Genomic DNA, 24965 nt, shown 5'->3' with positions numbered 1-24965 from the left:
AAAAAAGCATAAAAAAAGGCCTGTATCTTGTTGGATACAGGCCTTTTTTGTGAATTTCTTTCGCTCAGCAGCCTGCCCCAACATGTGTCGTGTCGGTAATAATAATGGTCGTGGTCATTACTACTAGGCTGTTAGATGGCATAAATAAATATTCAACGTTAATTGTGTTTGCTTAACTCTACGTTTACCGAGTTTCTGATACATAGTCAACAAAAAATTGTTTGTTTTTCCATCTTTCAGAGAATTCTGCTAAGCAATGTCATTGATATTTATAGTTAATTACACATTATTGATCATTTAAAAATCTACAGTTAGTTTTTGTAAAGGACTTAACCATCATCACCAGTTCGGTTTTTTATCTAATAACTAGTCTGATCTTTGCCATAAAACGTACGATCAAATAATTCGAGAGGGTTGTGACACATAACAACAACTTAACTGTGACTTATGTTCATAGGATCGAATTATTTAGAAAATAGGTGAGCTAGCTTTCATATTCTATGCTTTAATAGTGAGAAGCTTTGGGCGCATACTAATAAAAAAGTTGACACAAGGAGTGGTGAACATGAAAAGAGGGCTTTTTCTGTTGCTGTTTTTTGTGCCTGGTGTTTGTCTAGCAAACGAGCTTCCGCCGCTTCCAGGTAAAATATCCCCTTCTCCTCATAAACTATTCATTTCCAGCGACAGTTATCAGTCTGACAGTTTTGATGTTTGGAATATCGATACGGGTTACGCTTACGAACTTTTTGATTCGGTAGACGTTTATGTCGGTGCGCGAGTCAATAACTCTCCTACCAAAAATCAAAGTGGTTTTTTGAGTGGGATCAGCTATCACTTTAATGATCGTGTCACGCTGAAAAGTACAGTTCGCTCTTACAAGAATGAAACAGCGGAAGGTATTCGCCAAGACGACAGTAGCCTCGCGGCTGAAGTATCAAGTCGCGTAAAAATTACCGATAAACTGGATCTTCACGCGACTCTTGATTACCAAGATTGGCAACAAGGCTTTGAGGTTGGTTTAGGCTTTCGTTTTTAGAAGTCCAGCTTTTGCTTAGAAATCAACACACCGTTCCAGTCCGCGTAAACGTAGTGCTTAGGTTGAACGATTTGGTTTTGCATCGTTAAGGTTACGTTTACCTCTCCTATCCCGCGTTTCTCTGTTTTAAACGGGTTAGTTCCAAGAGCTTGAACGCCAATGTCCATTTGAGATATTTGTGCTACGTCGCGTATTGCACCATAGACAATGATACCTTCCCACCCATTTTCTATTCCGAGTATCGCTAATTGATCGCCGAGTAATGCTCTCTGACACGATCCATGTCCGTCAACAATCAATACTTTACCCGTTCCATCTTCGCCCAGTACTTCACGCACTTTCGAGTTATCGTGATAGCAGCGCACCGTAACGATTTCACCGTAAAAAGCGCTACGTTGACCAAAGTTCTGCAATGGTAAAGTAAGCAAGCTCACTTGGTCTTCAAATTGGTCACAAATATCGGGTGTAATGTCTCTCATATTTCCTCCGTGAATTTTCTCACCCAAGCGGTGCTTCAGTGAGCAGTATCCTTTTCTATACCTTCTATACGAGCCGAGGTTTAATGGAGCCTAACGTATGAAAAACTTTCGGCTGCGAGCACGCAATAAGATAAAGTTGGTCATTAATGACGTAATAAATCGCGTTTTGTTGAAAGTCACTCGCCAATTCAACGGCTACCTCTGGCGACAACTCGACGGCAAAGCTTTCCTCATACCATGTAAAAGCGCTATCACCTACCGTGACAGGCGCGTAATTAACGTGCTGTAGCTGTTTTTCTAACGCGTGATTGTTTATGCTGTTCTCTTCTTTGGACCTCAAGTTACTGTATGGGTTCCAAGCGGTTATCACAGCATAGTTTGAAACACGCCACTCGGCTTCGAATCTGAAAAAAGATTCTGAATAAGCATTCCATAACGATGCGTCTATGTTCTTATTACTTTTTTCTATCATAAGTCTTAAACGATTAATAACAGTTACATTTCATCAATTGATATAAATCAACAAACTGAATGGAATTAACATTTGAGCATTGTTAGCATGCTGTTAACAATATAAAATCCGCTCAATATCTTAGGGTGTTTACGTTTCAGGCCCCACTGAAAGCAGGAAATGAAAGGTAAACAAGCCCTTTAGAATAAACGTCGCCATTGGATACTGGTGAGTTGGCAAAATTCCATGGAGGGCGGATAACTGAAAGAAGTGTTTTTTTGATCAACTTGATTTATTATCAAAATCACATTACCTGTATGTTATATTTTTGCCTAGAATTTATTCTATTAGCACAATTTTGTCACAAATTTAGGTACCGCCAATGCAAACCCCGCAGATTCTTATCGTTGAAGATGAGCAAGTAACTCGTAACACTCTTAAGAGTATTTTTGAAGCAGAGGGATACGCTGTTTTTGAAGCCAGTGACGGTGAAGAGATGCACCAAGTGTTGTCTGATAACTCAGTCAACTTGGTTATTATGGACATTAATCTTCCAGGCAAGAATGGCCTTCTACTAGCGCGTGAATTACGCGAGCAAGCGAACATTGCTTTAATGTTCCTGACAGGCCGTGACAATGAAGTAGACAAGATCCTAGGTCTTGAGATTGGTGCAGATGACTACATCACTAAACCATTCAACCCACGTGAACTAACTATTCGTGCACGTAACCTACTTAGTCGCTCAATGAGCTCTAACGCGGTGCAAGAAGAGAAGCGCTCGGTAGAAAAGTATGAATTCAACGGTTGGGTACTAGACATCAACAGCCGCTCTCTAGTAAGCCCTGCTGGTGATAGCTACAAGCTACCTCGCTCTGAGTTCCGCGCATTACTGCACTTCTGTGAGAACCCGGGTAAGATTCAAACTCGTGCAGATCTTCTTAAGAAGATGACTGGTCGTGAACTTAAGCCACACGACCGTACTGTAGACGTAACGATTCGTCGTATCCGTAAGCACTTTGAGTCTGTTTCAGGTACGCCAGAAATCATCGCCACTATCCACGGCGAAGGTTACCGCTTCTGTGGCGATCTAGAAGACTAGATTTAACCGCTAATATGCAAAGGGCTTGCTCATTGAGCAAGCCCTTTTTGTTTTAGGTCTAACGACTAATGCAACATCATTGCGGTTAATAAACCTTGTTAATCTTCACGTACTTTTCGACTAACCAACGCTGTTTACCCGCATCGTCTAGAAGCACTGCGATATCAACCGATTTTTCTGTGTTCACATCAATGTGAGACGAGAACGCCACCTCCCATCGGCTTTCACTGTGCGTTCGAGTATCTAAAGACGCACTGTCCACCAACCACTCTTTTTGCCCCTGTTTAATAATAAGAGCTTCTGCCGTTAGATTTGCAGGAAGTAACTGATCTCCTTCGAGGTAAAGTGCACCTTGAATACTTTGCTCTTCCACGTCCCCAATATTCGGCATGAGGTTCACCCATAAATTACTTTTGAGCTCAACATTAACCTCATTAATCGTAATCTGACTGTTTTGTTGCCAATTCACATTTGGAACGGAACTACAGCCTGCCATCAATGCCATGGCTAATGCCAATGGTGCGATTCTTTTCATGTTATTTCCTTTGTTCCAACCAACTTTTGAGGACTTGAATATCGTTTTGGTATTCATTTTTGATCTCTTCAACCCAGTCTGAAATGTTTTCCCACCATGCTGGCATATCGGGCGATTGCGCTTTTTGCGCCACACTTTGGATACGTTTCAGGCCAATTGAACCTGCAGCACCTTTGATTTTATGCGCTTCAGAAACAATCCCATCTTGATCTTTCGCTGTCATGTTCGAATCTAAGACATCGATATAGTCTGGCATCATATCTTCAAACATTTTTATGCTGTCGTAGACAGGTTTTGCACCAACAATGTCGACGTAAGACTCTAACATATCCATATCGAGCAAATGTGTCTCAATCACAGGAGAAGGCACTGGCTCTTCCACTGTTTCGGGACCGCTCACCACTTCCTTAGGTTGTTCTAACTGGTGAGCGAAGAATTTATCAATCACTGACTGAATAGCATTCACTGCCAGCGGCTTACTGATCGCATCATCCATGCCGTTATCTAAGTATTCACGACGATCTTTCATTACATTAGCAGTTAAGGCGACCAATGGAGGAAGATTGTTATAATGCTTGCGGTAATAATTGGCGACATCAAAGCCCGTCATATCAGGCAGTTGGATATCCAACAACGCTAAGTCGTATTTTTCTGGCACAAAGTTCACTAACGCTTCTTGGCCCGTCATTGCCACGGTGACAGAGTGCCCTAGGCTCTCTAGTAACGATTTAGCCACAGTTACGTTAAGCTCGATGTCTTCGACCATAAATATGTTGAGGCGCACATTGTCGCGTTTCGCATCAATGACTGGCTCAGCTAGTTCAACAATCGGAACGTGGATCGATACAGTAAAAGTGCTACCAAAGCCTTCCTCACTGGTAACCGTAATGTCACCATCCATCATATTGATCAGTTGCTTAGATACCGCCAAACCAATACCTGTACCGACCGCATGCAGGTTGTCCTTGCCTGATTTCACTTGGTAGTACATCGCAAAGATCTTATCTAGCTCTTCGTCTGGGATACCAATACCTGTGTCTTCCACTTCCATAATAATGGTCGCAAAATCGTCTTCGACATCCGCGCTCACTGTCATCACAACGCCACCTTCCTTGGTGAACTTCATTGCGTTGCTGACCAAGTTCCAAATCACCTGACGTAGACGGGTTGCATCCACTTCAATTGCTTTTGGCAAGTCGCTTAAACGTTCTAAGTCAAAGCGTAACCCTTTTTGTTCCGCCATCAGAGCTGAGATACTCTCAATCTCTGCGACGAAGTCTTCGAAGTTAAGTGGCGCAGGTAATAGTTCTAACTTACGGCGATCAAATTTATCCATATCGATAATATCGTTGAAGATGTTACCTAGAGTAATCGCACTCACATTGATGGTCTGCATGTGTTTACGCTGCTCTTCTGTCAACGGACTATCTAGAAGCATACGACTTAAGCCTACAATGCCATTCAGCGGCGTTCGCAGCTCATGACTGATGGTTGAGATGAAGGTAGTTTTGTCGCGGCTTGCTTTCTCTAACGACTCTTCATGGCGCTTACGTTCAGTGATATCACGACCGAACCCAACGAGACCAAGGTGGCGGCCATCTTTGCTGTAAAATGGCACTTTACGCAGCTCAAAGTAATGCTTGCGACCATCTGGGTATTCGAGCCATTGCTCGTAAGTAATTGCTTGATTATCGGCAAAAACCTTTTGGTCAGTATCAACGATATGCTCGGCGATTTCTTTGCTATACACATCCCAAGGGCTTAATCCGACTAGCTGGTGCTCTTTCTTGCCCGTTAGCTCTTCCATCGCGCGGTTACAGCCAGAGAAAACACCATCCGCATTGCGGTAGTAAATTAAGTCTGGTGAGGCATCAATAAATGAACGCAGTAATGCGGTACGTTCTGCCAACTCTAATTGAGTACGTTCGCGTTGGAACACCTCATTTTCGAGGTCTTGCATCGCCTCTTCACGTGCTTCTTCCGCTTTAATACGCTCTTCAATTTCTTGGTTAAGCTTTTCAATGTTTTGTTGAAGTTGGTAATTCAGCTCTTGATCTCGCGAACGCATGTCCTTCAGTTTGGACACCAGCTTAGTTAAACGCTGGCGAGACTCTTCTAGTTGATCGACAACCACAGAGAGGAAGTAAACCGCCCAAGGGGTGATCAATAGACCAAAAAACACCGAACGGACAATGTCGATATCATCTACTCGCCCTTTGAGAGCTAAAGTAATCCCTACCTGCACCACAACAGCTAATGCCACCAGCGCAAGGGCTAGCAAAATAGAGAAGCGAACAATCCCCAGTTTGACTAGCAAGTCGACATAATACTGGGCGAGATTTTTCATGGGTTTCATTAACTACTCCATGGTGGTGGCTAGATAGCGCCATTCGATGATGAAAAACAGGTAAATGCACTCGACCTAACGCAATTTAGGTCTGTTTGATTAGTGAAAAACACACGGTGCGATCTGCGCTTGTGACACGAGATAGAAAGATAAACCAACGAGCGCACAGGCTTCTGTAAGTTTAACGTGTTTAATACGGTGATTTAAACAATCAGCTATCAACTTAGAGCAAGCGGTCACAAAGCGTTAGCAAGAACTGGGGTGGATACAGGTGCGATTACGTCCATCAGCTTTAGCTTGGTATAACGCACTGTCAGCCATAGCGATGCCCATTTCGGGTTCATCACCATGCTGAGGAATGTAAGAGACCAGACCGATACTGACGGTAAGGCGTTCAGATGCTTCTGAACTGTCGTGTTCCATATCAAGCTGTAGAATTTTCTCATGAATACGCTGCGCTACGTTGCGCGCACCTTCCGTGGTGGTATTCGGCAATATAAAACCAAACTCCTCGCCACCATAACGCGCAACACAATCCGAAGAACGATTGATGACTTGTGTAAACACGGTAGCGACACTGACTAACGCTTCATCACCTTGTTGGTGACCGTAACAGTCGTTGTAATCTTTGAAAAAGTCGATGTCACATAACATGATGGTGAGCGGCAGCTTTTCTCGAGCGTGGTGGTACCACAATACCTGCAGCTGTTCGTCAAAACGGCGTCGGTTCGATACTTGAGTTAAGCTATCCATAAAGCTCAATTTTTCTAACTCTAGGTTGGCTTTTTCCAACTTTTGTTCTGCAAGATAACGCTCAGAAATATCACGCGCCATGATCAGCACACCATTCGTTCCTGATGCTTTATCTTTAAAAGGCGATTTCACCACATCAAACCACGTACTTTTACCATCACTACTCACGACTTTATCTATGTATCGAACTGGCTCTAACTGGCGTAATGCTTCTAAGTCACTGTCTGCTAAGCGCGCGTACATCTCTTTAGGAATCACGTCTTGGAGGCGCTTACCTATCAAATCAGAAATTTTTGAAATGCCTAACGCCTTAACAAAAGGCTGATTACACGCTTGATAGACCATGTTCTCATTGAAAATACCAATAGAGTCCGGACTGGCATCCAGAATCGTTTGTAAGATAGTATCTCTTTGCGCTAGCGCCACCTCTGTATCTTTGCGACGCTCCATTTCATCTCGCAGATTCTGTTGCATCTTGTGCCATTCAGTCACGTCATGACTAATAGACAGCGTACCGATAAGCTCACCACTCGGCGAAACAAGAGAGTTTTGATTGACTTCCAATAAGCAACTTCGACCTTGTGGATCCGTTGTCCATTTACGTTCGCTTTTTCTGGTCATCTCACCCAAGGCCTTGGATGCGCAAGCTTCTTCCCTTCGCCCTTGCCAGAATTGATCAAATGCTCGATTGGTCGTTAATAGATTGCCTTGGCGGTCTTGGGTACAAATCAGCTCTGAAAGTGAGTCTAATGCCGAACGTGCGATGATTAATTGGGCAAGTTCTTGTTGCTGCTCTTGGTGAGTGGCTTGATATGGCTGAGCATAAAGAATCCAAACTCGATGATTGCGCAATAAACTCTTTCTGCCTGACAGCTCCACTTTAATAGATTCACTATCAGATAGTCGCCAGTCAAAAGCCTGCTGACGAAAATGACGACTAGAGAAGCGCTCGAGAAACTGCTCAAGCTCATGAATATCGAATAAAGCAGGATACAAATACCCCGTTCCCAAAGAGCGAATGCCTAATAACTGCATCGCAGCCTGGTTAGATAGCAAGAGCTGAGCATGGCTAGTGTCCACCACTATGACTGGATAGGGAGAATCCGTTACTAGTTGCTTAAGTGATGTCTGAAAGTGCAAATAGATCAGTGCTAACGCGCACACGCCTGCGATTAACAACAAGACGACATAGCCATAACCGCCTTGACCACCCCAAAGCCAATTGAGTAACTGATCCATCGTTTAAACCTTCAAAGAACACTGGTTAAAATATATCAGTTATTTATTGAGCGATCTGCTATTAATTCCGGTTTAGTATAGATAAAGGTATTCCCCGTAAGACTCCCTTGAGCACCATGAGCACTGAGATCTCGACCAATTTCCGTCATCGCTAGCCAACGGTTTTCACACCACAGAGGCGATAATAACGTGGGCCTCCTAGCTGCTGATGAAACGCGATGATAAATCACATCTGGTGGTGTCATACGAATCATTTCACTGGCGATCGCAACATATTCTTCTAATTCAGGGGCTTCTAGCTTTCCAGCACGCCAAGCTTTCGCCATGGTGCTACCTTCGACAATATGCAAGCCATGTAACTTGATGCCATCCGTTCCCACGGCTAACACTTTTTGCAGCGTTTCAATATTTTCGGCGCGGGTTTCTTTGGGTAAACCCACAATTAAGTGAGTACAAACCTTGATTCCGAGTGTTCGCGCACGCTTAGTGATTTCGGCATAACACTCAAAGTCATGACCACGATTGATACGTTTTAGGGTGTCATTGTTGGCGGTTTGAAGACCTAGTTCTAGCCAAATTTCATAACCTTGCTGTACATAGCCCGACAGTAAATCCAATACCGCATCAGGGACGCAATCAGGACGCGTCCCCACACAAAGACCAACCATGTCTGCAGCCTTTAGTGCTTCCTCATACATGTTTTTGAGAACTTGTACTTCTGCATAGGTACTGGTGTAGGCCTGAAAATAAGCGAGATACTTCTTCGCTCTGTGAATTTCACCTGCGCGATCTTTTAACTGTTCGTGAATGCTTTTTATCTGGACTTCTTCATCTGCAAACGAAGCCACATTGCAAAATGTACATCCTCCCCGCCCAATCGTGCCATCGCGGTTAGGGCAACTAAATCCACCGTGCAATGTTAACTTATGAACCTTTTCACCGTATCGACGCTGAAGATCTTGGCCGATTGTATTGACCAACTCATGTAACTGCATAAATTCTCACCAACAATAAATCGTAATCAATCTCACTACGATCTGTGTAAATAAATTACATCCCTGCAAGAAAAAACACACAATATTAATCAATTCAAACACCCATCATGCGGGTCAAAATCAATAAACTTGCATAATTAAAGACAAAAAACGTTCATGTTGCGTAAATGTTAAACTAAAAATGCATAATTAAACGAAAAAATTGGGTCACAACGCCGACTTTTTCATTGCATTCTGAAGTGACAAAATTGTAGGATACTTACACAACCCCGTTATTTTTGTGACTTTTATTACAAAGCACACTGCGGGATTTGTCGGTGTTATCCCACTCCTACCTATATAAATCACTAGATAGTGATAATAAATAAAGGGATACCACCAAGGATTGTTTTTCTCGCAAAACTTTTCCTGCGAGATACGGAAAGGAATCAAGACCGGTCAACCTAGATCGGTGGCGATAATAAATATAAAGGACAAGACGTAATCAATAGTCTAGGTAGTATTTTCTGCCCGGTACTTTTGCGTCGACATTGAACTGGAAGGATGTATCTATGGTAGATAGAGAGCAAAATCCACAGGGTCTGTACACTCCGGAACTGGAGCATGACGCTTGTGGTATCGGTTTTGTTGCTCACCTTAAAAACCGTAAATCTCATGAAGTAGTGACTCAAGCATTGGATATGCTGGCTCGCATGGAACACCGTGGTGGTCAAGGTTGTGACCCATGCAGCGGTGACGGTGCGGGTATCTTGCTACAAAAACCTCATGAATTCCTATTAGAAGAAGCCGTTAAGCTAGGCATTAAACTGCCTTCGTTTGAAAAGTATGGTGTTGGTGTCGTTCTTTTCCCGAAAGACGAATACAAACGCGAGCAATGCCGTGACATTCTAGAACGTAATGCACAACGTCTAGACCTTGAAGTTATCGGCTACCGCGTATTGCCAACCGATAACTCAATGATCGGTGCAGACCCACTAAGCACAGAACCTCAGTTTGAGCATGTGTTTATCTCTGGTGGCCCTGGCATCACACCTGAAGAGCTAGAGCGCAAACTGTACGTACTTCGTAACTACACTGTACGTGTTTGCCTAGAAAGCGTTTCGAACATTGGTGACGACTTCTACATTAACTCAATGTCTTACAAGACATTGGTGTACAAAGGTCAGTTAACGACCGAGCAAGTACCTCAGTACTTCCTTGATCTGCAAAACCCGACCATGGTGACTGCACTAGCACTGGTACACTCTCGCTTCTCTACCAATACCTTCCCGAAATGGCGTCTTGCACAGCCTTTCCGTTACATTGCCCACAACGGTGAAATCAATACAGTTCGCGGTAACTTGAACTGGATGAAAGCCCGTGAAGCAATTCTAGAATCAGACCTGTTTACTCAGGCTGAAATCGACATGCTTCTTCCAATCTGTCAGGAAGGCAGCTCAGATTCATCTAACTTTGACATGGCACTTGAGCTCCTAGTTCTGTCTGGTCGCAGCCTGCCACACGCATTGATGATGATGATCCCGGAAGCATGGCAAGAAAACAAAAACATGGATCCTAAACGTCGCGCGTTCTATCAGTACCACGCGAACATCATGGAACCATGGGATGGTCCTGCTTCAGTATGTTTTACTGATGGTGTTCAAGTTGGTGCGACACTAGACCGTAACGGTTTGCGCCCTTCTCGCTACACAGTGACCAAAGACAACTTCCTAGTGATGGCATCTGAATCTGGTGTTGTGGATATAGAACCAGAAAACGTTGAGTTCCGTGGTCGCCTACAACCGGGTCGTATCTTCGTTGCAGACCTAGAACAAGGTCGAATCATCTCTGATGAAGAAGTGAAAGACACCATCGCAACAGCGCAGCCTTACGAGAAGTGGGTAGAAGAAAACCTACTGAGCTTGAAGAAGCTGCCAGATGCGAGCAACCAGTTCAGCCAACCTAAGCCAGAACACCTTCTACACCGCCAACAAGCGTTTGGCGTAAGCACTGAAGAAGTGAACGAAATCATCGTTCCAATGGCGAATGACGCGAAAGAACCATTATCAGCTATGGGTGCCGACTGGCCTCTTGCGGTTCTATCTCATCAGTCTCAACATCTTTCTAACTACTTCAAGCAGCTGTTCGCACAGGTAACCAACCCACCGATCGACCCGATCCGTGAGCGCATGGTTATGTCGCTGAACACTTACTTGGGTAAAGACCAAAACCTTCTGACTGAAACACCACTTCACTGTCAGAAAGTCGAATTAGAATCGCCGGTTCTAGCCAACTCTGAGCTTGAAAAACTGCGTGCGATCGATAACGAGCACCTACAAGCGAAAACGTTGGATATCGTATTCCAAGCTAGTGAAGATCAAGGCAAGCTTGAGCGCGCACTAAAACGTATCTGCCAATACGCAGAAGACGCGGTTATCGATGGTTACTCAATCATCCTACTCACTGACCGCGCAGTGAATTCAAACCACGCGGCGATCCCAGCAATGCTGGCAGTTGGCGCAGTGCACCACCACTTGATCCGTAAAGGTCTACGTGCGAAGTGCGACATCGTGGTTGAAACTGGTGACGCGCGTGAAACGCACCACTTTGCAACGCTACTTGGTTACGGTGCGAATGCGGTTAACCCTTACCTAGTGATTGAAACCATCATTGAACTTCAACGTACGAAGAAGTTGGATCCAGAAGCGAACCCTCGTGATCTGTTCAACAACTACCGTAAAGCGATCAATGGCGGTCTTCTGAAGATCTTCTCGAAGATGGGTATCTCAACGCTACAGTCGTACCATGGTGCGCAAATCTTCGAAGCATTGGGTATCCACAAATCCGTGGTCGACAAATACTTCACAGGGACGGTTTCTCGTATCCAAGGTCTAACCCTTGATGATATCGCCAAAGAAGTACTTATCCGTCACCGCATCGGTTACCCACAACGCGAAATCCCAATTCAAATGCTGGATGTTGGTGGTGTTTACCAATGGAAACAGCGTGGTGAGAAGCACCTATTCAACCCAGAAACCATTTCTCTACTGCAAGAGTCTACGCGCAACAAGAACTACGATCAGTTCAAGCAGTACGCGACAGCCGTAGATAAACAAGGTGACAACGCAGTAACTCTGCGTAGCCAGCTAGAATTCATTAAGAACCCAGCAGGTTCTATCTCTATCGACGAAGTCGAACCAATTGAAAGCATCGTGAAACGCTTCGCGACCGGTGCAATGTCATTCGGTTCTATTTCTTACGAAGCACACTCCACACTAGCTGTTGCGATGAACCGTCTTGGCGCGAAATCGAACTCTGGTGAAGGTGGTGAAGATCCAATGCGTTTCGAGCGCAAAGAGAACGGCGATTGGGAACGCTCTGCAATCAAACAGGTGGCTTCAGGTCGTTTCGGCGTAACCTCTTACTACCTAACTAACGCTGAAGAGCTGCAAATCAAAATGGCTCAAGGTGCGAAGCCAGGTGAAGGTGGTCAGCTACCAGGCGATAAAGTAGATGACTGGATCGGTGCAACGCGTCACTCGACTCCGGGCGTTGGCCTTATCTCTCCACCACCACACCACGATATCTACTCAATCGAAGATTTGGCTCAGCTTATCTACGACTTGAAGAACGCGAACCGCGCAGGCCGTGTAAACGTGAAGCTGGTATCAGAAGCAGGCGTAGGTACGATCGCTTCTGGTGTAGCGAAAGCGAAAGCGGACGTTGTACTAATCGCAGGTTTCGACGGCGGTACAGGTGCATCACCAATGTCTTCAATCCGCCATACCGGTCTTCCTTGGGAACTTGGCTTGGCAGAAACGCACCAAACGCTACTGAAGAACGGTCTACGTAACCGTATCGTGGTTCAAGCAGATGGTCAGATGAAGACACCTCGCGACCTTGCAGTGGCAACACTACTTGGTGCAGAAGAATGGGGCGTAGCAACCGCAGCATTAGTGGTTGAAGGTTGTATCATGATGCGTAAGTGTCATAAGAACACTTGTCCTGTTGGTATCGCGACTCAGAACAAGACGCTTCGCGAGCGCTTTGATGGCCGCGTAGAAGACGTCGTTACCTTCTTCCAATACATGGCACAAGGTCTACGTGAAATCATGGCTGAGCTTGGCTTCCGCACTATCGATGAAATGGTCGGTCAAGGTCAGAAACTGAAGATCCGCCAAGACATTTCTCACTGGAAATACAAGAACCTAGATCTGTCTCCTGTTCTCCACGTTGAGCAACCACGTGAAGCTGATGGTGTATTCAACCAAGCTCAACAGAACCACAACCTAGAAGAAGTGCTAGACCGTAAGCTGATTCAAGCAGCGATTCCTGCACTAGAGAAAGGCGAAGCGGTGAATGCCGAGTTCCCTATCGTCAACACGGACCGCTCTGCAGGTACCATGTTGTCGAACGAAATCTCGAAAGTGTACAAAGATGCAGGTCTACCTCAGCCAATGAACGTGAAGTTCAAAGGTTCTGCAGGTCAGTCATTCGGCGCATTCCTAGCTAAGGGCGTGAAGTTCGAAGTGGAAGGCGACGCGAACGACTACTGGGGTAAAGGCTTATCCGGCGGTACTTTAGTACTTTATCCAGATGCGAAATCAAGCATTGTCGCGGAAGACAACATCGTGGTTGGTAACGTGTGCTTCTACGGTGCAACTTCGGGTGAGTCTTTCATTCGTGGTATGGCTGGTGAACGTTTCTGTGTTCGTAACTCAGGCGCGAAAGTAGTAGTAGAAGGCGTCGGTGACCACGGTTGTGAATACATGACTGGCGGTGCAGCCATCATCCTTGGGTCAACAGGTCGTAACTTTGCCGCAGGTATGAGTGGTGGCGTGGCTTACGTATGGGATAAATCAGGTGACTTTGAGTCAAAACTGAACCCAGAGTTAGTAGACCTAGATCCAATCGAGCAAGAAGACAGAGATCTATTACTCGACATGCTAACTAAGCATGTTCAATTCACAGGAAGTGAAGTCGCTCAGTCTTTCCTAGACAACTTTGAAGCAAGCCTAGCCTCTATGGTTAAGGTAATGCCGCGTGACTACAAAGCGGTTCTTCAAAAGCGTAAAGCTGAAGCACAGTCTCAAGGAAACGAAACTCAAGTGGAGGCCGTATAATGGGTAAGCCTACTGGATTTTTAGAGCATGGTCGTGAACTACCACAGAAGATCGACCCAGCTGAACGCATCAAGAACAACAAAGAGTTCGTTCTGAACGAGGAGTTTGGTGACAAGATCAATACTCAGGCTTCTCGTTGTATGGATTGTGGTGTGCCGTTTTGTCATAACGGCTGCCCTATCGGTAACATCATCCCAGAGTTTAACGATGCGGTTTATCGTGATAGCTGGGAAGAAGCTTGGAACATTCTAAGCTCAACCAATAACTTCCCAGAGTTCACTGGTCGTGTTTGCCCTGCTCCGTGTGAAAGTGCTTGTGTACTTGGCATCAACCAAGATCCAATCACTATCTGTAATATCGAGAAAACCATCGTAGAAACGGCGTATCGTGAAGGGTACGCCAAACCAAAAACACCACGCTCTCGCACTGGCAAAACCGTTGCGATCATTGGTTCAGGTCCTGCTGGCCTTGCGGCAGCAGAGCAGCTAAACAGCGCTGGTCATACTGTGACGGTATTCGAGCGAGACGAGAAAGTGGGCGGTCTGCTACGTTTTGGTATCCCAGACTTTAAACTGAGCATGGAAGTCATTGATCGCAAGATCAATCTAATGGCAGAAGCTGGCATTGAGTTTAAAGTAAACCAACACGTCGGTGTTGATGTAAATGCTCAACAATTGCGTCAAGAGTTCGATGTGGTTCTACTAACCGGTGGCTCAACGGTTCCACGTGATTTGCCCGTTCCGGGTCGTGAACTAAAAGGCGTTCACTTCGCGATGGAATTCCTAGGTCAAAATAACCGCCGTGCCAACGACATGGATCTTAAGGGTAAAGAACTTCACGCCGCGGGTAAACACGTTGTCGTTATCGGTGGTGGTGATACGGGTTCTGACTGTGTAGGTACATCAAACCGCCACGGTGCAGCAAGCATCACTCAGGTTGAAATCATGCCGATTCCACCAGAGAAACGTCCTGCCAATATGCCATGGCCACAGTACCCGATGATCCTACGTACTTCGACGTCTCATGAAGAAGGCGTTGATCGTCACTGGAATATCCTAACCAAAGAGTTCATCGGCAATGACAAAGGTGAAGTTACCGGTCTTCGTTTAGCTGATATCGTTTGGCAAGATGCGAAACCAGGCGAGCGTCCAAGCTTCAAAGAAGTAGAAGGCAGCGAGCGTGTGATTCCATGTGATATGGCATTTCTAGCGATGGGATTCCTACACCCTGAACCAACAGGCGTACTTGCTCAACTGGATATCGCACTAGACGATCGCGGTAACGTAGCAACTCAAGATTTTGCTACTAACCAAGAAGGCGTATTTGCTGCTGGTGATATGCGAACAGGCCAATCTTTGGTGGTTCGTTGTATCAATGAAGGCCGCGAATGTGCCCGTGCTATCGATGATTACCTAATGGGTGGCACAAACCTAGAAGCAAAAGCAGATTCACTGATGCTTTCTGCTTAACGAAGCAGTCATGCTTCTCTCTTTCAATTGCCTAATAGCCATCAGCAATATCGATGGCTATCGGTGAAGAAAGAAAACAATTCCTTCCAATCTTTCTATTTTGACCAGCATTTTATGCTGGTCTTTTTTATCTCCCACAGAATCAAATGTTACTTTTTTGTAACAATCAATTTTCTATCTATTTGAAATTATTAAACTATTTTAGCTTATTAAATGGTAAATCGTATATTCACGTGATGATCCACTAATAACTTGACCTTTTTTACAATAAGCTATAGCTTGTGAAGTTGATGAAAATAAAACACTCAAAAAATGTTAAATATTTCACAATTTTTACTGAATAATTATACATAAAGCTATAAAGATGACGCATAGTTAGTCATCGATATCAACGTAAGCAGTGTTGATATATCTGTCGGGATGACGGATAAGCAAAGGGAGAATTGCAATGGCTCTTTATGATCCAAGTCTTGAGAAAGACAACTGTGGATTTGGCTTGATCACGCATATGGAAGGCGAACAAAGCCACAAGCTGGTACGTACAGCAATTTCTGCACTTGACCGCATGACTCACCGTGGTGGTATCGCCGCCGATGGTAAAACTGGTGATGGTTGTGGTCTTCTATTACAAAAGCCCGATTCCTATTTACGTCTTATTGCCGAAGAAAATGGTTTCAACCTTGGCAAGCAATACGCCGTAGGGATGATTTTCTTCAACCAAGATCCAGTCAAAGCTCAACTCGCTAAAGACATCGTCAACAAAGAACTGGCGCAAGAGACGCTAACTGTGGCTGGTTGGCGTGAAGTACCAACTAATTCAGAAGTACTCGGTCCAATTGCGGCCAACTCGCTTCCAAATATTCAGCAAGTCTTTGTCTCTGCACCGGCAGGTTGGCGCGAACGCGACATTGAACGTCGTCTCTACATCGCACGCCGTCGCATCGAGAAACAAATCACCGAAGATCCGGATTTCTACATCTGTAGCTTATCGACTCAAGTTTTGGTGTACAAAGGCCTATGCATGCCTGCGGACTTACCGCGCTTTTATCTTGATCTTGCCGATCTACGTATGGAATCTGCTATCTGTCTGTTCCACCAGCGTTTTTCTACCAACACTCAACCGCGTTGGCCATTAGCTCAACCGTTCCGCTACCTTGCTCATAATGGTGAGATCAATACCATTGAAGGTAACCGACAATGGGCACGCGCTCGTGCTTACAAGTTCTCGTCACCACTGCTGCCTGACCTACAAACTGCAGCACCGTTTGTGAACGAGACAGGCTCAGACTCGTCTAGCCTAGATAATATGCTAGATCTCTTTTTAGCTGGCGGCATGGATATCTTCCGTGCCATGCGTATGCTTGTGCCGCCAGCATGGCAAAACCACCCTGACATGGATCCGGATTTGCGTGCGTTTTACGATTTCAACTCCAAACACATGGAACCATGGGATGGCCCAGCAGGTATCGTACTGTCCGATGGTCGTTATGCTGCTTGTAACCTAGACCGAAACGGTCTACGTCCTGCGCGTTATGTAATTACCAAAGACAAGTTGATCACTCTGGCGTCTGAGGTAGGGATTTGGAATTACGCCCCAGATGAAGTTGCCAAAAAAGGTCGTGTAGGTCCGGGGGAATTGCTCGTCATCGACACTCGTAAAGGTAAGCTTTGGCAATCTAGCGAGATCGATAATGACCTGAAATCTCGTCACCCTTATCGCGAATGGATGGAGAACAACGTTCGCAAACTAACACCGTTCTCTCAGCTGCCTGAAGATCAAGTAGGTGAGCGCAGCTTTGATGAAGACTTGCTTAAGACTTATCAAAAGCAGTTTGCTATGAGCAATGAAGAAGTCGATCAAGTATTGCGTGTCCTCGGTGATATGGGGCAAGAAGCCGTCGGTTCGATGGGTGATGACACCCCGATGGCGGTTCTTTCTTCGAAAGAGCGCTTGGTGACTGATTACTTCCGTCAGAAGTTCGCGCAGGTCACCAACCCACCAATCGATCCACTGCGTGAGAAACACGTCATGTCGCTGGCGACCAGCATCGGTCAGGAAATGAATGTCTTCTGTGAAACCGATGGCCACGCGCATCGTGTAACCTTTGATTCTCCAGTACTGCTCTATTCTGACATGCAGCAACTACTAGAGCTGAGTGACGATCATTACCGTAATACCATTCTCGATATCAACTACGACCCACAACAAAAAGATCTTAAACAAGCCATTAATGATCTGTGTGAGCAAGCAGAGCAAGTCGTTCGTGAAGGCACGGTTTTAGTGGTTCTTTCGGACAGAGCCTTGGTCAAAGGTAAGTTACCAATTCCGGCAGCAATGGCAGTCGGCGCCGTTCAAACTCGTCTGATTGACGCGAACTTACGTTGCGATGCCAACATTGTTGTCGAAACCGCAACAGCCCGTGATCCACACCAATTTGCCGTCTTACTTGGTTTTGGTGCCACTGCGGTTTACCCATACCTTGCTTATGAAGCGTTAGGTAAACTGATTGATGATAAAGCACTAGAGAAAGACTACCGCGATGTGATGCAAAACTACCAATACGGCATCAACAAAGGCCTGTACAAGATCATGTCGAAAATGGGGATCTCAACCATCGCCTCTTACCGCTGCTCACAACTGTTTGAAGCAGTTGGCTTGAGCCAAAATGTGGTCGATCTGTGTTTTAAAGGCGTCACAACTCGAATTGAAGGCGCGAATTTTGACGACTTCCAGCAAGATCTTACAAACTTATCTCGTAAAGCATGGGCGAAACGCAAATCGATTGATCATGGCGGCTTGTTAAAGTACGTCCATGGAGGTGAGTATCATGCTTACAACCCGGATGTCGTCGGCACGCTGCAACAGGCCGTTAAATCTGGCGAAAGTAACGACTATCAGAGCTTTGCTAAGCAGGTAAACCAACGCCCTGTTGCCATGCTGCGTGACTTAATGTCGCTGAAAAAATCAGACTCACCGCTGCCACTTGAGCAAATAGAACCACGCACTGAACTGTTCAAACGCTTTGACTCAGCGGCAATGTCCATTGGCGCACTTAGCCCAGAAGCGCATGAAGCACTTGCAACGGCGATGAACCGTCTTGGTGGTTACTCTAACTCGGGTGAAGGCGGTGAAGATCCTCGCCGTTTCGGTACTGAGCGTAACTCACGTATCAAACAGATTGCTTCTGGCCGATTTGGTGTAACGCCGCATTACCTGACTAATGCGGATGTACTGCAAATCAAGGTGGCACAAGGTGCGAAACCGGGTGAAGGTGGACAGCTACCAGGACACAAAGTCACCGCAGAAATCGCAAAACTGCGTTATTCGGTACAAGGCGTGACTCTGATCTCCCCTCCTCCGCATCACGATATCTATTCGATTGAAGATTTGGCCCAGCTGATCTTCGACCTTAAACAAGTCAACCCGAATGCGCTGGTTTCGGTAAAACTCGTCTCCGAGCCAGGTGTCGGCACCATCGCAACGGGTGTAGCCAAGGCTTACGCTGATCTTATTACCATTTCGGGTTACGACGGTGGTACCGCAGCAAGCCCATTAACTTCGGTAAAATACGCTGGTAGCCCTTGGGAGTTGGGGTTGGCAGAGACACAACAAGCTCTGGTTGCTAATGGTCTGCGTCATAAGATCCGCCTACAGGTAGACGGTGGTCTAAAGACTGGTTTAGACGTAGTTAAAGCCGCAATTTTAGGTGCAGAAAGCTTCGGTTTTGGTACTGCGCCAATGGTCGCTATGGGTTGTAAGTTCCTACGAATTTGTCACCTCAACAACTGTGCAACTGGGGTTGCGACTCAAGACGAGACACTGCGTAAAGAATACTTCAAAGGTCTACCAGAAATGGTGATGAATTACTTCATCGGCCTGGCAGACGAAGTGCGCGGATTACTCGCCGAACTTGGCGTTGAAAAGCTGACGGACTTGATTGGTCGTACCGATTTACTTGAGGCAGTAGAGGGATTTACAGCGAAACAGACCAAGCTGGATCTATCCAATATTCTAGAAGCTCCAGTATCACCTGAGGGCCATCCGCTATTTTGGACAGAGCCAAACAAACCGTTTGATAAAGCTGAGCTCAACCAAAAGATCGTTGATGATGCCATGCATGCGGTCGAAAACAGTCAATCGGCAAGTTTCTTCTACAATGTCATCAACACTGATCGTTCTGTTGGTGCACGCTTATCTGGCGAAATAGCAAAACGCTATGGCAACCAAGGGTTGGCGGCTTCCCCTATCAAAATCTATCTTGACGGCACCGCAGGCCAGTCCTTTGGTGTTTGGAACGCAGGTGGTGTAGAGCTTTACCTCACGGGCGATGCGAACGACTACGTGGGCAAAGGCATGGCGGGTGGTAAAGTGGTTATCAAACCTCACCTTGGCACTGCATTTAAGTGTAATGAAGCAACCATCATTGGTAACACCTGTCTGTACGGCGCGACCGGCGGTAAACTATTTGCAGCCGGTAAAGCAGGTGAGCGTTTCGGCGTACGAAACTCAGGTACGATAGCCGTCATTGAAGGTGCTGGCGATAACGCTTGTGAGTACATGACTGGCGGTATTGTTGCCATTCTTGGTGCGACAGGTGTGAACTTTGGCGCGGGTATGACTGGAGGCTTTGCCTATGTTCTGGATGAGAACCAAAGCTTTGAAGGTCGAGTTAATACTGAGTCTGTCGAAGCCATCTCATTGTCCGATCTTTACATCCACCAAGAACATTTGCGTGGCCTAATTGCGGAACACCTTGAAGAAACAGGGTCGAGTCATGCTGAAAATATTTTGGCGAACTTTGATGAATGGATTCCAAAGTTCTATTTGGTGAAACCACAAGCGGCAGATCTTCGCACGCTACTTGGTCACCAGAGCCGCAGTGCCGCAGAGCTGCGTGTTCAAGCACAGTAATCATGGAGGATGTTTGAATCATGAGCCAGAACGTTTATCAATTTATCGATGTGCAGCGTGTAGATCCTGCGAAAAAGCCTATCAAAGTTCGTAAGATCGAGTTCGTTGAAATCTATGAACCGTTCACTAAACAACAGGCGACTGCACAAGCGGATCGCTGCTTAGATTGTGGCAACCCATATTGTGAATGGAAATGCCCAGTCCACAACTACATCCCTCAATGGTTAAAACTTGCCAATGAAGGTCGTATTCTTGAAGCGGTTGAACTATCGCATCAAACCAACAGCCTACCGGAAGTATGTGGGCGCGTTTGTCCTCAAGACCGCCTATGTGAAGGTTCATGCACGCTTAATGATGACTTTGGTGCCGTCACCATCGGTAACATAGAAAAGTACATTACCGACAAAGCGTTTGAAATGGGCTGGAAGCCAGATATGTCCAAGGTGGAGTGGACCGATAAAAAGGTCGCAATCATTGGAGCAGGCCCAGCTGGCTTGGCTGCCGCGGATATCCTAGTGCGCAATGGCGTTAAGCCAGTCGTGTTTGACCGCTACCCTGAAATTGGAGGCCTTCTGACCTTCGGTATTCCTTCCTTCAAGCTTGAAAAAGGCGTGATGGAAAACCGCCGCCGTGTGTTCACTGAAATGGGCGTCGAGTTCCGCATGAACATGGAAGTAGGCAAAGATGTCCAAATGCAAGAGCTGCTTGATGAATACGATGCTGTTTTCTTGGGCGTTGGCACCTATAAATACATGCGTGCAGGTCTAGATAATGAAGATGCACCGGGTGTGTATGACGCGCTGCCATTTTTAGTTTCGAACACCTACAAAGTCATGGATCTTGAGAGTAACCAACCCTTTATCGATATGGCAGGAAAGAAAGTCGTCGTACTGGGTGGTGGTGATACAGCAATGGACTGCGTTCGTACCTCAATTCGCCAAGGTGCCTCCAATGTAGTTTGTGCTTATCGTCGTGATGAGGCCAACATGCCGGGCTCTCGTCGCGAGGTAAAAAACGCAAAGGAAGAAGGCGTGAAGTTCATGTTCAACCTTCAGCCTTTGGGAGTTGAAGTGGATGCGTCAGGCAAAGTCTCGGGGGTCAAAGTGGTGAAAACCGCACTTGGTGAACCTGATGAAGCGGGTCGCCGACGCCCAGAGCCCGTTGAAGGCAGCGAGCACGTTCTACCAGCAGACGTTGTTATCATGGCGTTTGGTTTCCAGCCGCACAAAATGGACTGGTTAGCACCGTTTGATGTCGATTTGGATCAATGGGGTCGTATCAAAGCCCCTGCGAAGCAAGAGTTCCAATTCCAGACCAGCAATGAAAAGATCTTCGCGGGCGGCGATGCGGTACGAGGTTCTGATCTTGTCGTAACCGCAATTGATGAAGGACGAAAAGCGGCAGAAGGCATTCTCGATTACCTCGAAGTTTAATCTCAGCTAACCTCACAAAAAGGGTCCTGTTATTGGATCCTTTTTCTTTTGTATCCATATAATTAGAAACAAAATTATAAGAGTAAATATAATGAAAAAAGCCGCTCTCCTTTCCATTACTTTGCTCGGCTTAACCGCTTGTAGCCAAGGAGTCACAACCATGACGGATCGTTCTCAATCACCTTGTGGTGACAAACCAAACTGCGTCTCCACCCAAGACACGCGAGAAAAATACAACCTAACGCCATTTATCTTAGTTGATTCAGCGAACATCGACGCTATTGAGCAAGTTGCGCTTGAACTGCCAGGCGCGAAAACCGCGGTGAAAGAAAGCAACTACCTTCGTATCGAGTGCACATCTAAAATCATGCGCTTCGTGGATGACCTCGAACTAAAAATAGCAGGAGACCAACTGATTGTGCGCTCGGAATCTCGTGTGGGCTACTCTGACTTTGGCGTAAACAGAAAGCGCGCCGATCAATTACGAGAAAAGCTCACTCAAGCTAAGCTCATCAAATAGAAAACTGCCAACGGGGAGTGCTATACTCTCGGCCAACTAAAATATTTACCTAAAGAGAGTGTTATGAAAGTTGGTATCATCGGTGCGATGGAACAAGAAGTGACCATCCTGAAGCAAGCAATTACAAACTGCAAAACTGTAAATAAAGCAGGTTGTACGTTTTTCTCTGGTCAAATTAACGATGTTGAAGTCGTCGTACTACAATCGGGCATCGGTAAAGTTGCAGCGGCAGTGGGCACGACAATCCTTCTTGATGAATACCAACCAGACGTTGTGATTAACACAGGCTCTGCTGGCGGTTTCGATTCAAGCTTAAACCTTGGCGATGTAGTTATCTCTACAGAAGTTCGTCATCACGATGCAGACGTAACCGCTTTTGGTTATGAGATTGGCCAAATGGCCGGTCAACCAGCTGCATTCAAAGCGGATGACAAGCTAATGGACTTAGCCGAAAAAGCCCTAGCACAAATGGAAAACACTCATGCGGTTCGCGGCCTAATTTGTACTGGCGATGCGTTTGTTTGTACTGCTGAGCGTCAAGAGTTTATTCGTAAACACTTCCCGTCAGTTATCGCTGTAGAAATGGAAGCATCTGCTATCGCTCAAACTTGTCACCAATTCAACACACCGTTTGTTGTTGTGCGTGCAATCTCTGATGTCGCTGATAAAGAATCACCAATGAGCTTTGATGAGTTCCTGCCTCTAGCAGCAAAAAGCTCTTCCGAAATGGTATTCAAAATGCTGGAACTCATTAAGTAAACGACTCATTCATGGAAGAAGTTTTTCAGTCATTTTATGCCAACGGTGCGCTCCTCATTATGTGGGGTGCACTGATCTTGCACCTTTTAGTGCCAATCCCCCATTCAGCGCACCCCATCACTTTATGGCGAAAGCTAGCAGAGCAGCTAGCTAACAAAGTGAACAATAATCACAATTACTCACAGAGTGTAATCTCAGGCAGTCTTGCATTAGGCTTGATGCTGTTTCCTTGCTTGATATTACTGATTGCAGTAAAGCCATTTGTTTGGCAAATCCCTTTATATGAACTGGTTCTATTGATCCTTGCGCTAGACTGGCGCAACAGCGAAACGTTAACGAAACAGCTCGTCACAAGTATCTCTTCGGAAGACAAAGCCCAATGTCGAGCATTACTGCAACCATATCTTAATCGCGATACTGGTAGCCTCTCGCTCGTTGGCATAGGTAAAGCTGGCTCAGAAACCCTGATTATGGCATACAGCCGCAACGTGATCGGTGTGCTATTTTGGTACGCACTAACAGGTGGTATTGGTGCGTTAATGTATCGACTCACAACAGAATTAGCGCGAGTGTGGTCCCCTAGCCGACGCCAATATTTGCCCTTTGGTAAACCTGTGGTTCAACTGGTTGCTACTCTGGATATTATTCCACTTCGTCTCTTTGCCATACTTTTAGCTGCCGGAAAGAATACAAGTAATGTGCTCTCTGGAATACAACAGCAAGCGAAGTCTTGGCCCTTACCAGGACCTAGTTGGGTGTTATGTACTATCGGACACAAACTACAACTGTCTTTATGCGGCCCTGCTATCTATCAAGGTGTGCGTGCAGAGCGCGCAAAAATCGGTGGGCGCATTGCGCCATCGGCTATTCACCTTTCACAAATACATACGCTGCTCGTTTGGCGCGTCCTGGCTTGGATCGCAATCCAAAGTTTGCTTTTAGGAATAATTTATCAAGGATTATGATGAATAAATTATGCTTCGCATTAACGCTGTTTGTTTCGACAGCGACCGTCGCTCAACCCGCTCAACGCATTATAAGTTTAGCTCCACATGCCACCGAAATTGCCTTTGCTGCAGGGCTAGGAGACCAGCTTGTTGCTGTCAGCGAAATGAGCGATTATCCAGAACAGGCAAAGCAGCTAGAAAGAGTCTCAAATTATCAAGGAATTAAATTAGAGCGCATTATTGCTCTTCAACCGGACTTAGTGATTGCTTGGCCAGCCGGAAACCCCGCTAAAGAGTTGGAGAAAATTAAACAGTTCGGTATTCCTATCTATTACTCCACTACAGGTTCATTAGAAGATATCGCCAATAATATCGAGCAACTCAGCCAATACAGCGAAACTCCACAAGTAGGAAAAAAGGCCGCTGAAGATTTTAGAACGCAGCTGAGTACACTAAAAGAACAGTACAACACGAACGAGAAAGTTCGTTACTTTTATCAGTTGAGTGAAAAGCCTATCATCACTGTCGCTGGAAAGAACTGGCCAAGTGAAGTCTTTACTTTTTGCGGTGGTGAGAACATTTTCGCCGCATCCAGCGCGCCTTATCCTCAAGTTAGCATCGAACAAGTCATTACTCGCCAGCCAGAGGTTATTTTTACTTCTCGTCACGCAATGAGTAACGATGGTATGTGGGCTGAGTGGAGTAATGAGCTTCTTGCCCTTAAAAACAAACACATCTGGTCCCTAAACTCTGATTGGATTAACCGTCCGACACCACGCACATTGAACGCGATCAAGGAAGTGTGTGAGCACTTTAAAAGCGTTCGTCAAAAACGCTAACGATTTCGTGGCAAATACCGTACAATTTCCGCCCATTTTTTCTCACACTA

Annotated in this window: 17 protein-coding genes and 1 other annotated feature; of the genes, 10 read left to right on the top strand and 7 right to left on the bottom strand. The window is 45.8% G+C overall.

Annotated features, from left to right (window positions below):
• Nucleotides 1–9: 9 nt before the first annotated feature.
• Nucleotides 10–129: a sequence feature (Thr leader region), on the bottom strand.
• Nucleotides 65–142, bottom strand: coding sequence for a thr operon leader peptide (gene thrL / locus MTF70_RS14490; RefSeq protein ID WP_074192076.1), 78 nt, complete (start codon nucleotides 140–142; stop codon nucleotides 65–67). Its footprint overlaps the feature before it by 65 nt.
• 423 nt (nucleotides 143–565) lie before the next feature.
• Here thrL and MTF70_RS14485 point away from each other — a divergent pair, with 423 nt between their 5' ends.
• On the top strand, nucleotides 566–1036 hold the full coding sequence (locus MTF70_RS14485) for a hypothetical protein (protein ID WP_017821468.1): 471 nt from the start codon (nucleotides 566–568) through the stop codon (nucleotides 1034–1036).
• Here the strand turns inward: MTF70_RS14485 and MTF70_RS14480 are convergent.
• On the bottom strand, nucleotides 1033–1515 hold the full coding sequence (locus tag MTF70_RS14480) for a putative 4-hydroxy-4-methyl-2-oxoglutarate aldolase (protein ID WP_005381822.1): 483 nt from the start codon (nucleotides 1513–1515) through the stop codon (nucleotides 1033–1035). The two genes, MTF70_RS14485 and MTF70_RS14480, sit on opposite strands and share 4 nt — an antisense overlap.
• 64 nt (nucleotides 1516–1579) lie before the next feature.
• Nucleotides 1580–1987, bottom strand: a complete 408-nt coding sequence (locus tag MTF70_RS14475; protein WP_005381823.1) for a DUF3293 domain-containing protein — start codon at nucleotides 1985–1987, stop codon at nucleotides 1580–1582.
• Nucleotides 1988–2348: 361 nt separating this feature from the next.
• On the opposite strand from MTF70_RS14475, the gene arcA reads away from it, so the two are divergent.
• Nucleotides 2349–3065, top strand: a complete 717-nt coding sequence (arcA, locus tag MTF70_RS14470) for a two-component system response regulator ArcA (protein WP_005381824.1) — start codon at nucleotides 2349–2351, stop codon at nucleotides 3063–3065.
• An 85-nt stretch (nucleotides 3066–3150) separates the two neighbouring features.
• Here the strand turns inward: arcA and MTF70_RS14465 are convergent, their stop codons facing one another.
• The 4 genes from MTF70_RS14465 to MTF70_RS14450 all read right to left on the bottom strand — a co-directional run bounded on the left by MTF70_RS14465 (nucleotide 3151) and on the right by MTF70_RS14450 (nucleotide 8934).
• A complete protein-coding gene (locus tag MTF70_RS14465) occupies nucleotides 3151–3600 on the bottom strand; it encodes a hypothetical protein (RefSeq protein ID WP_005381825.1) in 450 nt (149 codons plus the stop codon).
• Between the two features lies 1 nt (nucleotide 3601).
• Nucleotides 3602–5956 carry an aerobic respiration two-component sensor histidine kinase ArcB gene (gene arcB, locus MTF70_RS14460; protein ID WP_005381826.1) on the bottom strand — a complete coding sequence of 785 codons (2355 nt, stop codon included), beginning with the start codon at nucleotides 5954–5956 and terminating at the stop codon, nucleotides 3602–3604.
• Nucleotides 5957–6193: 237 nt separating this feature from the next.
• On the bottom strand, nucleotides 6194–7939 hold the full coding sequence (locus MTF70_RS14455) for a GGDEF domain-containing protein (RefSeq protein WP_025768422.1): 1746 nt from the start codon (nucleotides 7937–7939) through the stop codon (nucleotides 6194–6196).
• A gap of 35 nt (nucleotides 7940–7974) precedes the next feature.
• On the bottom strand, nucleotides 7975–8934 hold the full coding sequence (locus tag MTF70_RS14450; RefSeq protein ID WP_017633631.1) for a TIGR01212 family radical SAM protein: 960 nt from the start codon (nucleotides 8932–8934) through the stop codon (nucleotides 7975–7977).
• Between the two features lie 551 nt (nucleotides 8935–9485).
• Here MTF70_RS14450 and gltB (MTF70_RS14445) point away from each other — a divergent pair.
• From gltB (MTF70_RS14445) to btuF, 8 genes are all read left to right on the top strand, one after another.
• On the top strand, nucleotides 9486–14036 hold the full coding sequence (gene gltB, locus MTF70_RS14445) for a glutamate synthase large subunit (RefSeq protein WP_136976980.1): 4551 nt from the start codon (nucleotides 9486–9488) through the stop codon (nucleotides 14034–14036).
• A complete protein-coding gene (locus MTF70_RS14440) occupies nucleotides 14036–15505 on the top strand; it encodes a glutamate synthase subunit beta (protein ID WP_248394064.1) in 1470 nt (489 codons plus the stop codon). Before gltB (MTF70_RS14445) ends, MTF70_RS14440 begins: the two co-directional genes overlap by 1 nt.
• Nucleotides 15506–15953: 448 nt before the next feature.
• Nucleotides 15954–20417: a glutamate synthase large subunit gene (gene gltB, locus MTF70_RS14435; protein ID WP_205461395.1), complete on the top strand. Its 4464-nt coding sequence runs from the start codon at nucleotides 15954–15956 to the stop codon at nucleotides 20415–20417.
• Nucleotides 20418–20437: 20 nt separating this feature from the next.
• Nucleotides 20438–21850 (top strand): FAD-dependent oxidoreductase, encoded by a 1413-nt coding sequence (locus MTF70_RS14430; protein WP_005381833.1) that lies wholly within the window; start codon nucleotides 20438–20440, stop codon nucleotides 21848–21850.
• Between the two features lie 91 nt (nucleotides 21851–21941).
• On the top strand, nucleotides 21942–22370 hold the full coding sequence (locus MTF70_RS14425) for a DUF1499 domain-containing protein (protein ID WP_025768418.1): 429 nt from the start codon (nucleotides 21942–21944) through the stop codon (nucleotides 22368–22370).
• A gap of 63 nt (nucleotides 22371–22433) precedes the next feature.
• A complete protein-coding gene (gene mtnN, locus MTF70_RS14420; protein WP_005381837.1) occupies nucleotides 22434–23129 on the top strand; it encodes a 5'-methylthioadenosine/S-adenosylhomocysteine nucleosidase in 696 nt (231 codons plus the stop codon).
• Nucleotides 23130–23140: 11 nt separating this feature from the next.
• Nucleotides 23141–24094, top strand: coding sequence for a cobalamin biosynthesis family protein (locus tag MTF70_RS14415; protein ID WP_025768417.1), 954 nt, complete (start codon nucleotides 23141–23143; stop codon nucleotides 24092–24094).
• A complete protein-coding gene (btuF, locus tag MTF70_RS14410) occupies nucleotides 24094–24915 on the top strand; it encodes a vitamin B12 ABC transporter substrate-binding protein BtuF (RefSeq protein ID WP_025768416.1) in 822 nt (273 codons plus the stop codon). The genes MTF70_RS14415 and btuF overlap by 1 nt, the downstream gene beginning before the upstream one ends.
• The last annotated feature ends 50 nt before the right edge of the window (nucleotides 24916–24965 follow it).

This window comes from Vibrio sp. 2CM40D (assembly GCF_023161825.1).
Taxonomy (GTDB): domain Bacteria; phylum Pseudomonadota; class Gammaproteobacteria; order Enterobacterales; family Vibrionaceae; genus Vibrio; species Vibrio alginolyticus.
This window is presented reverse-complemented; position numbering and strand designations above follow the sequence as displayed.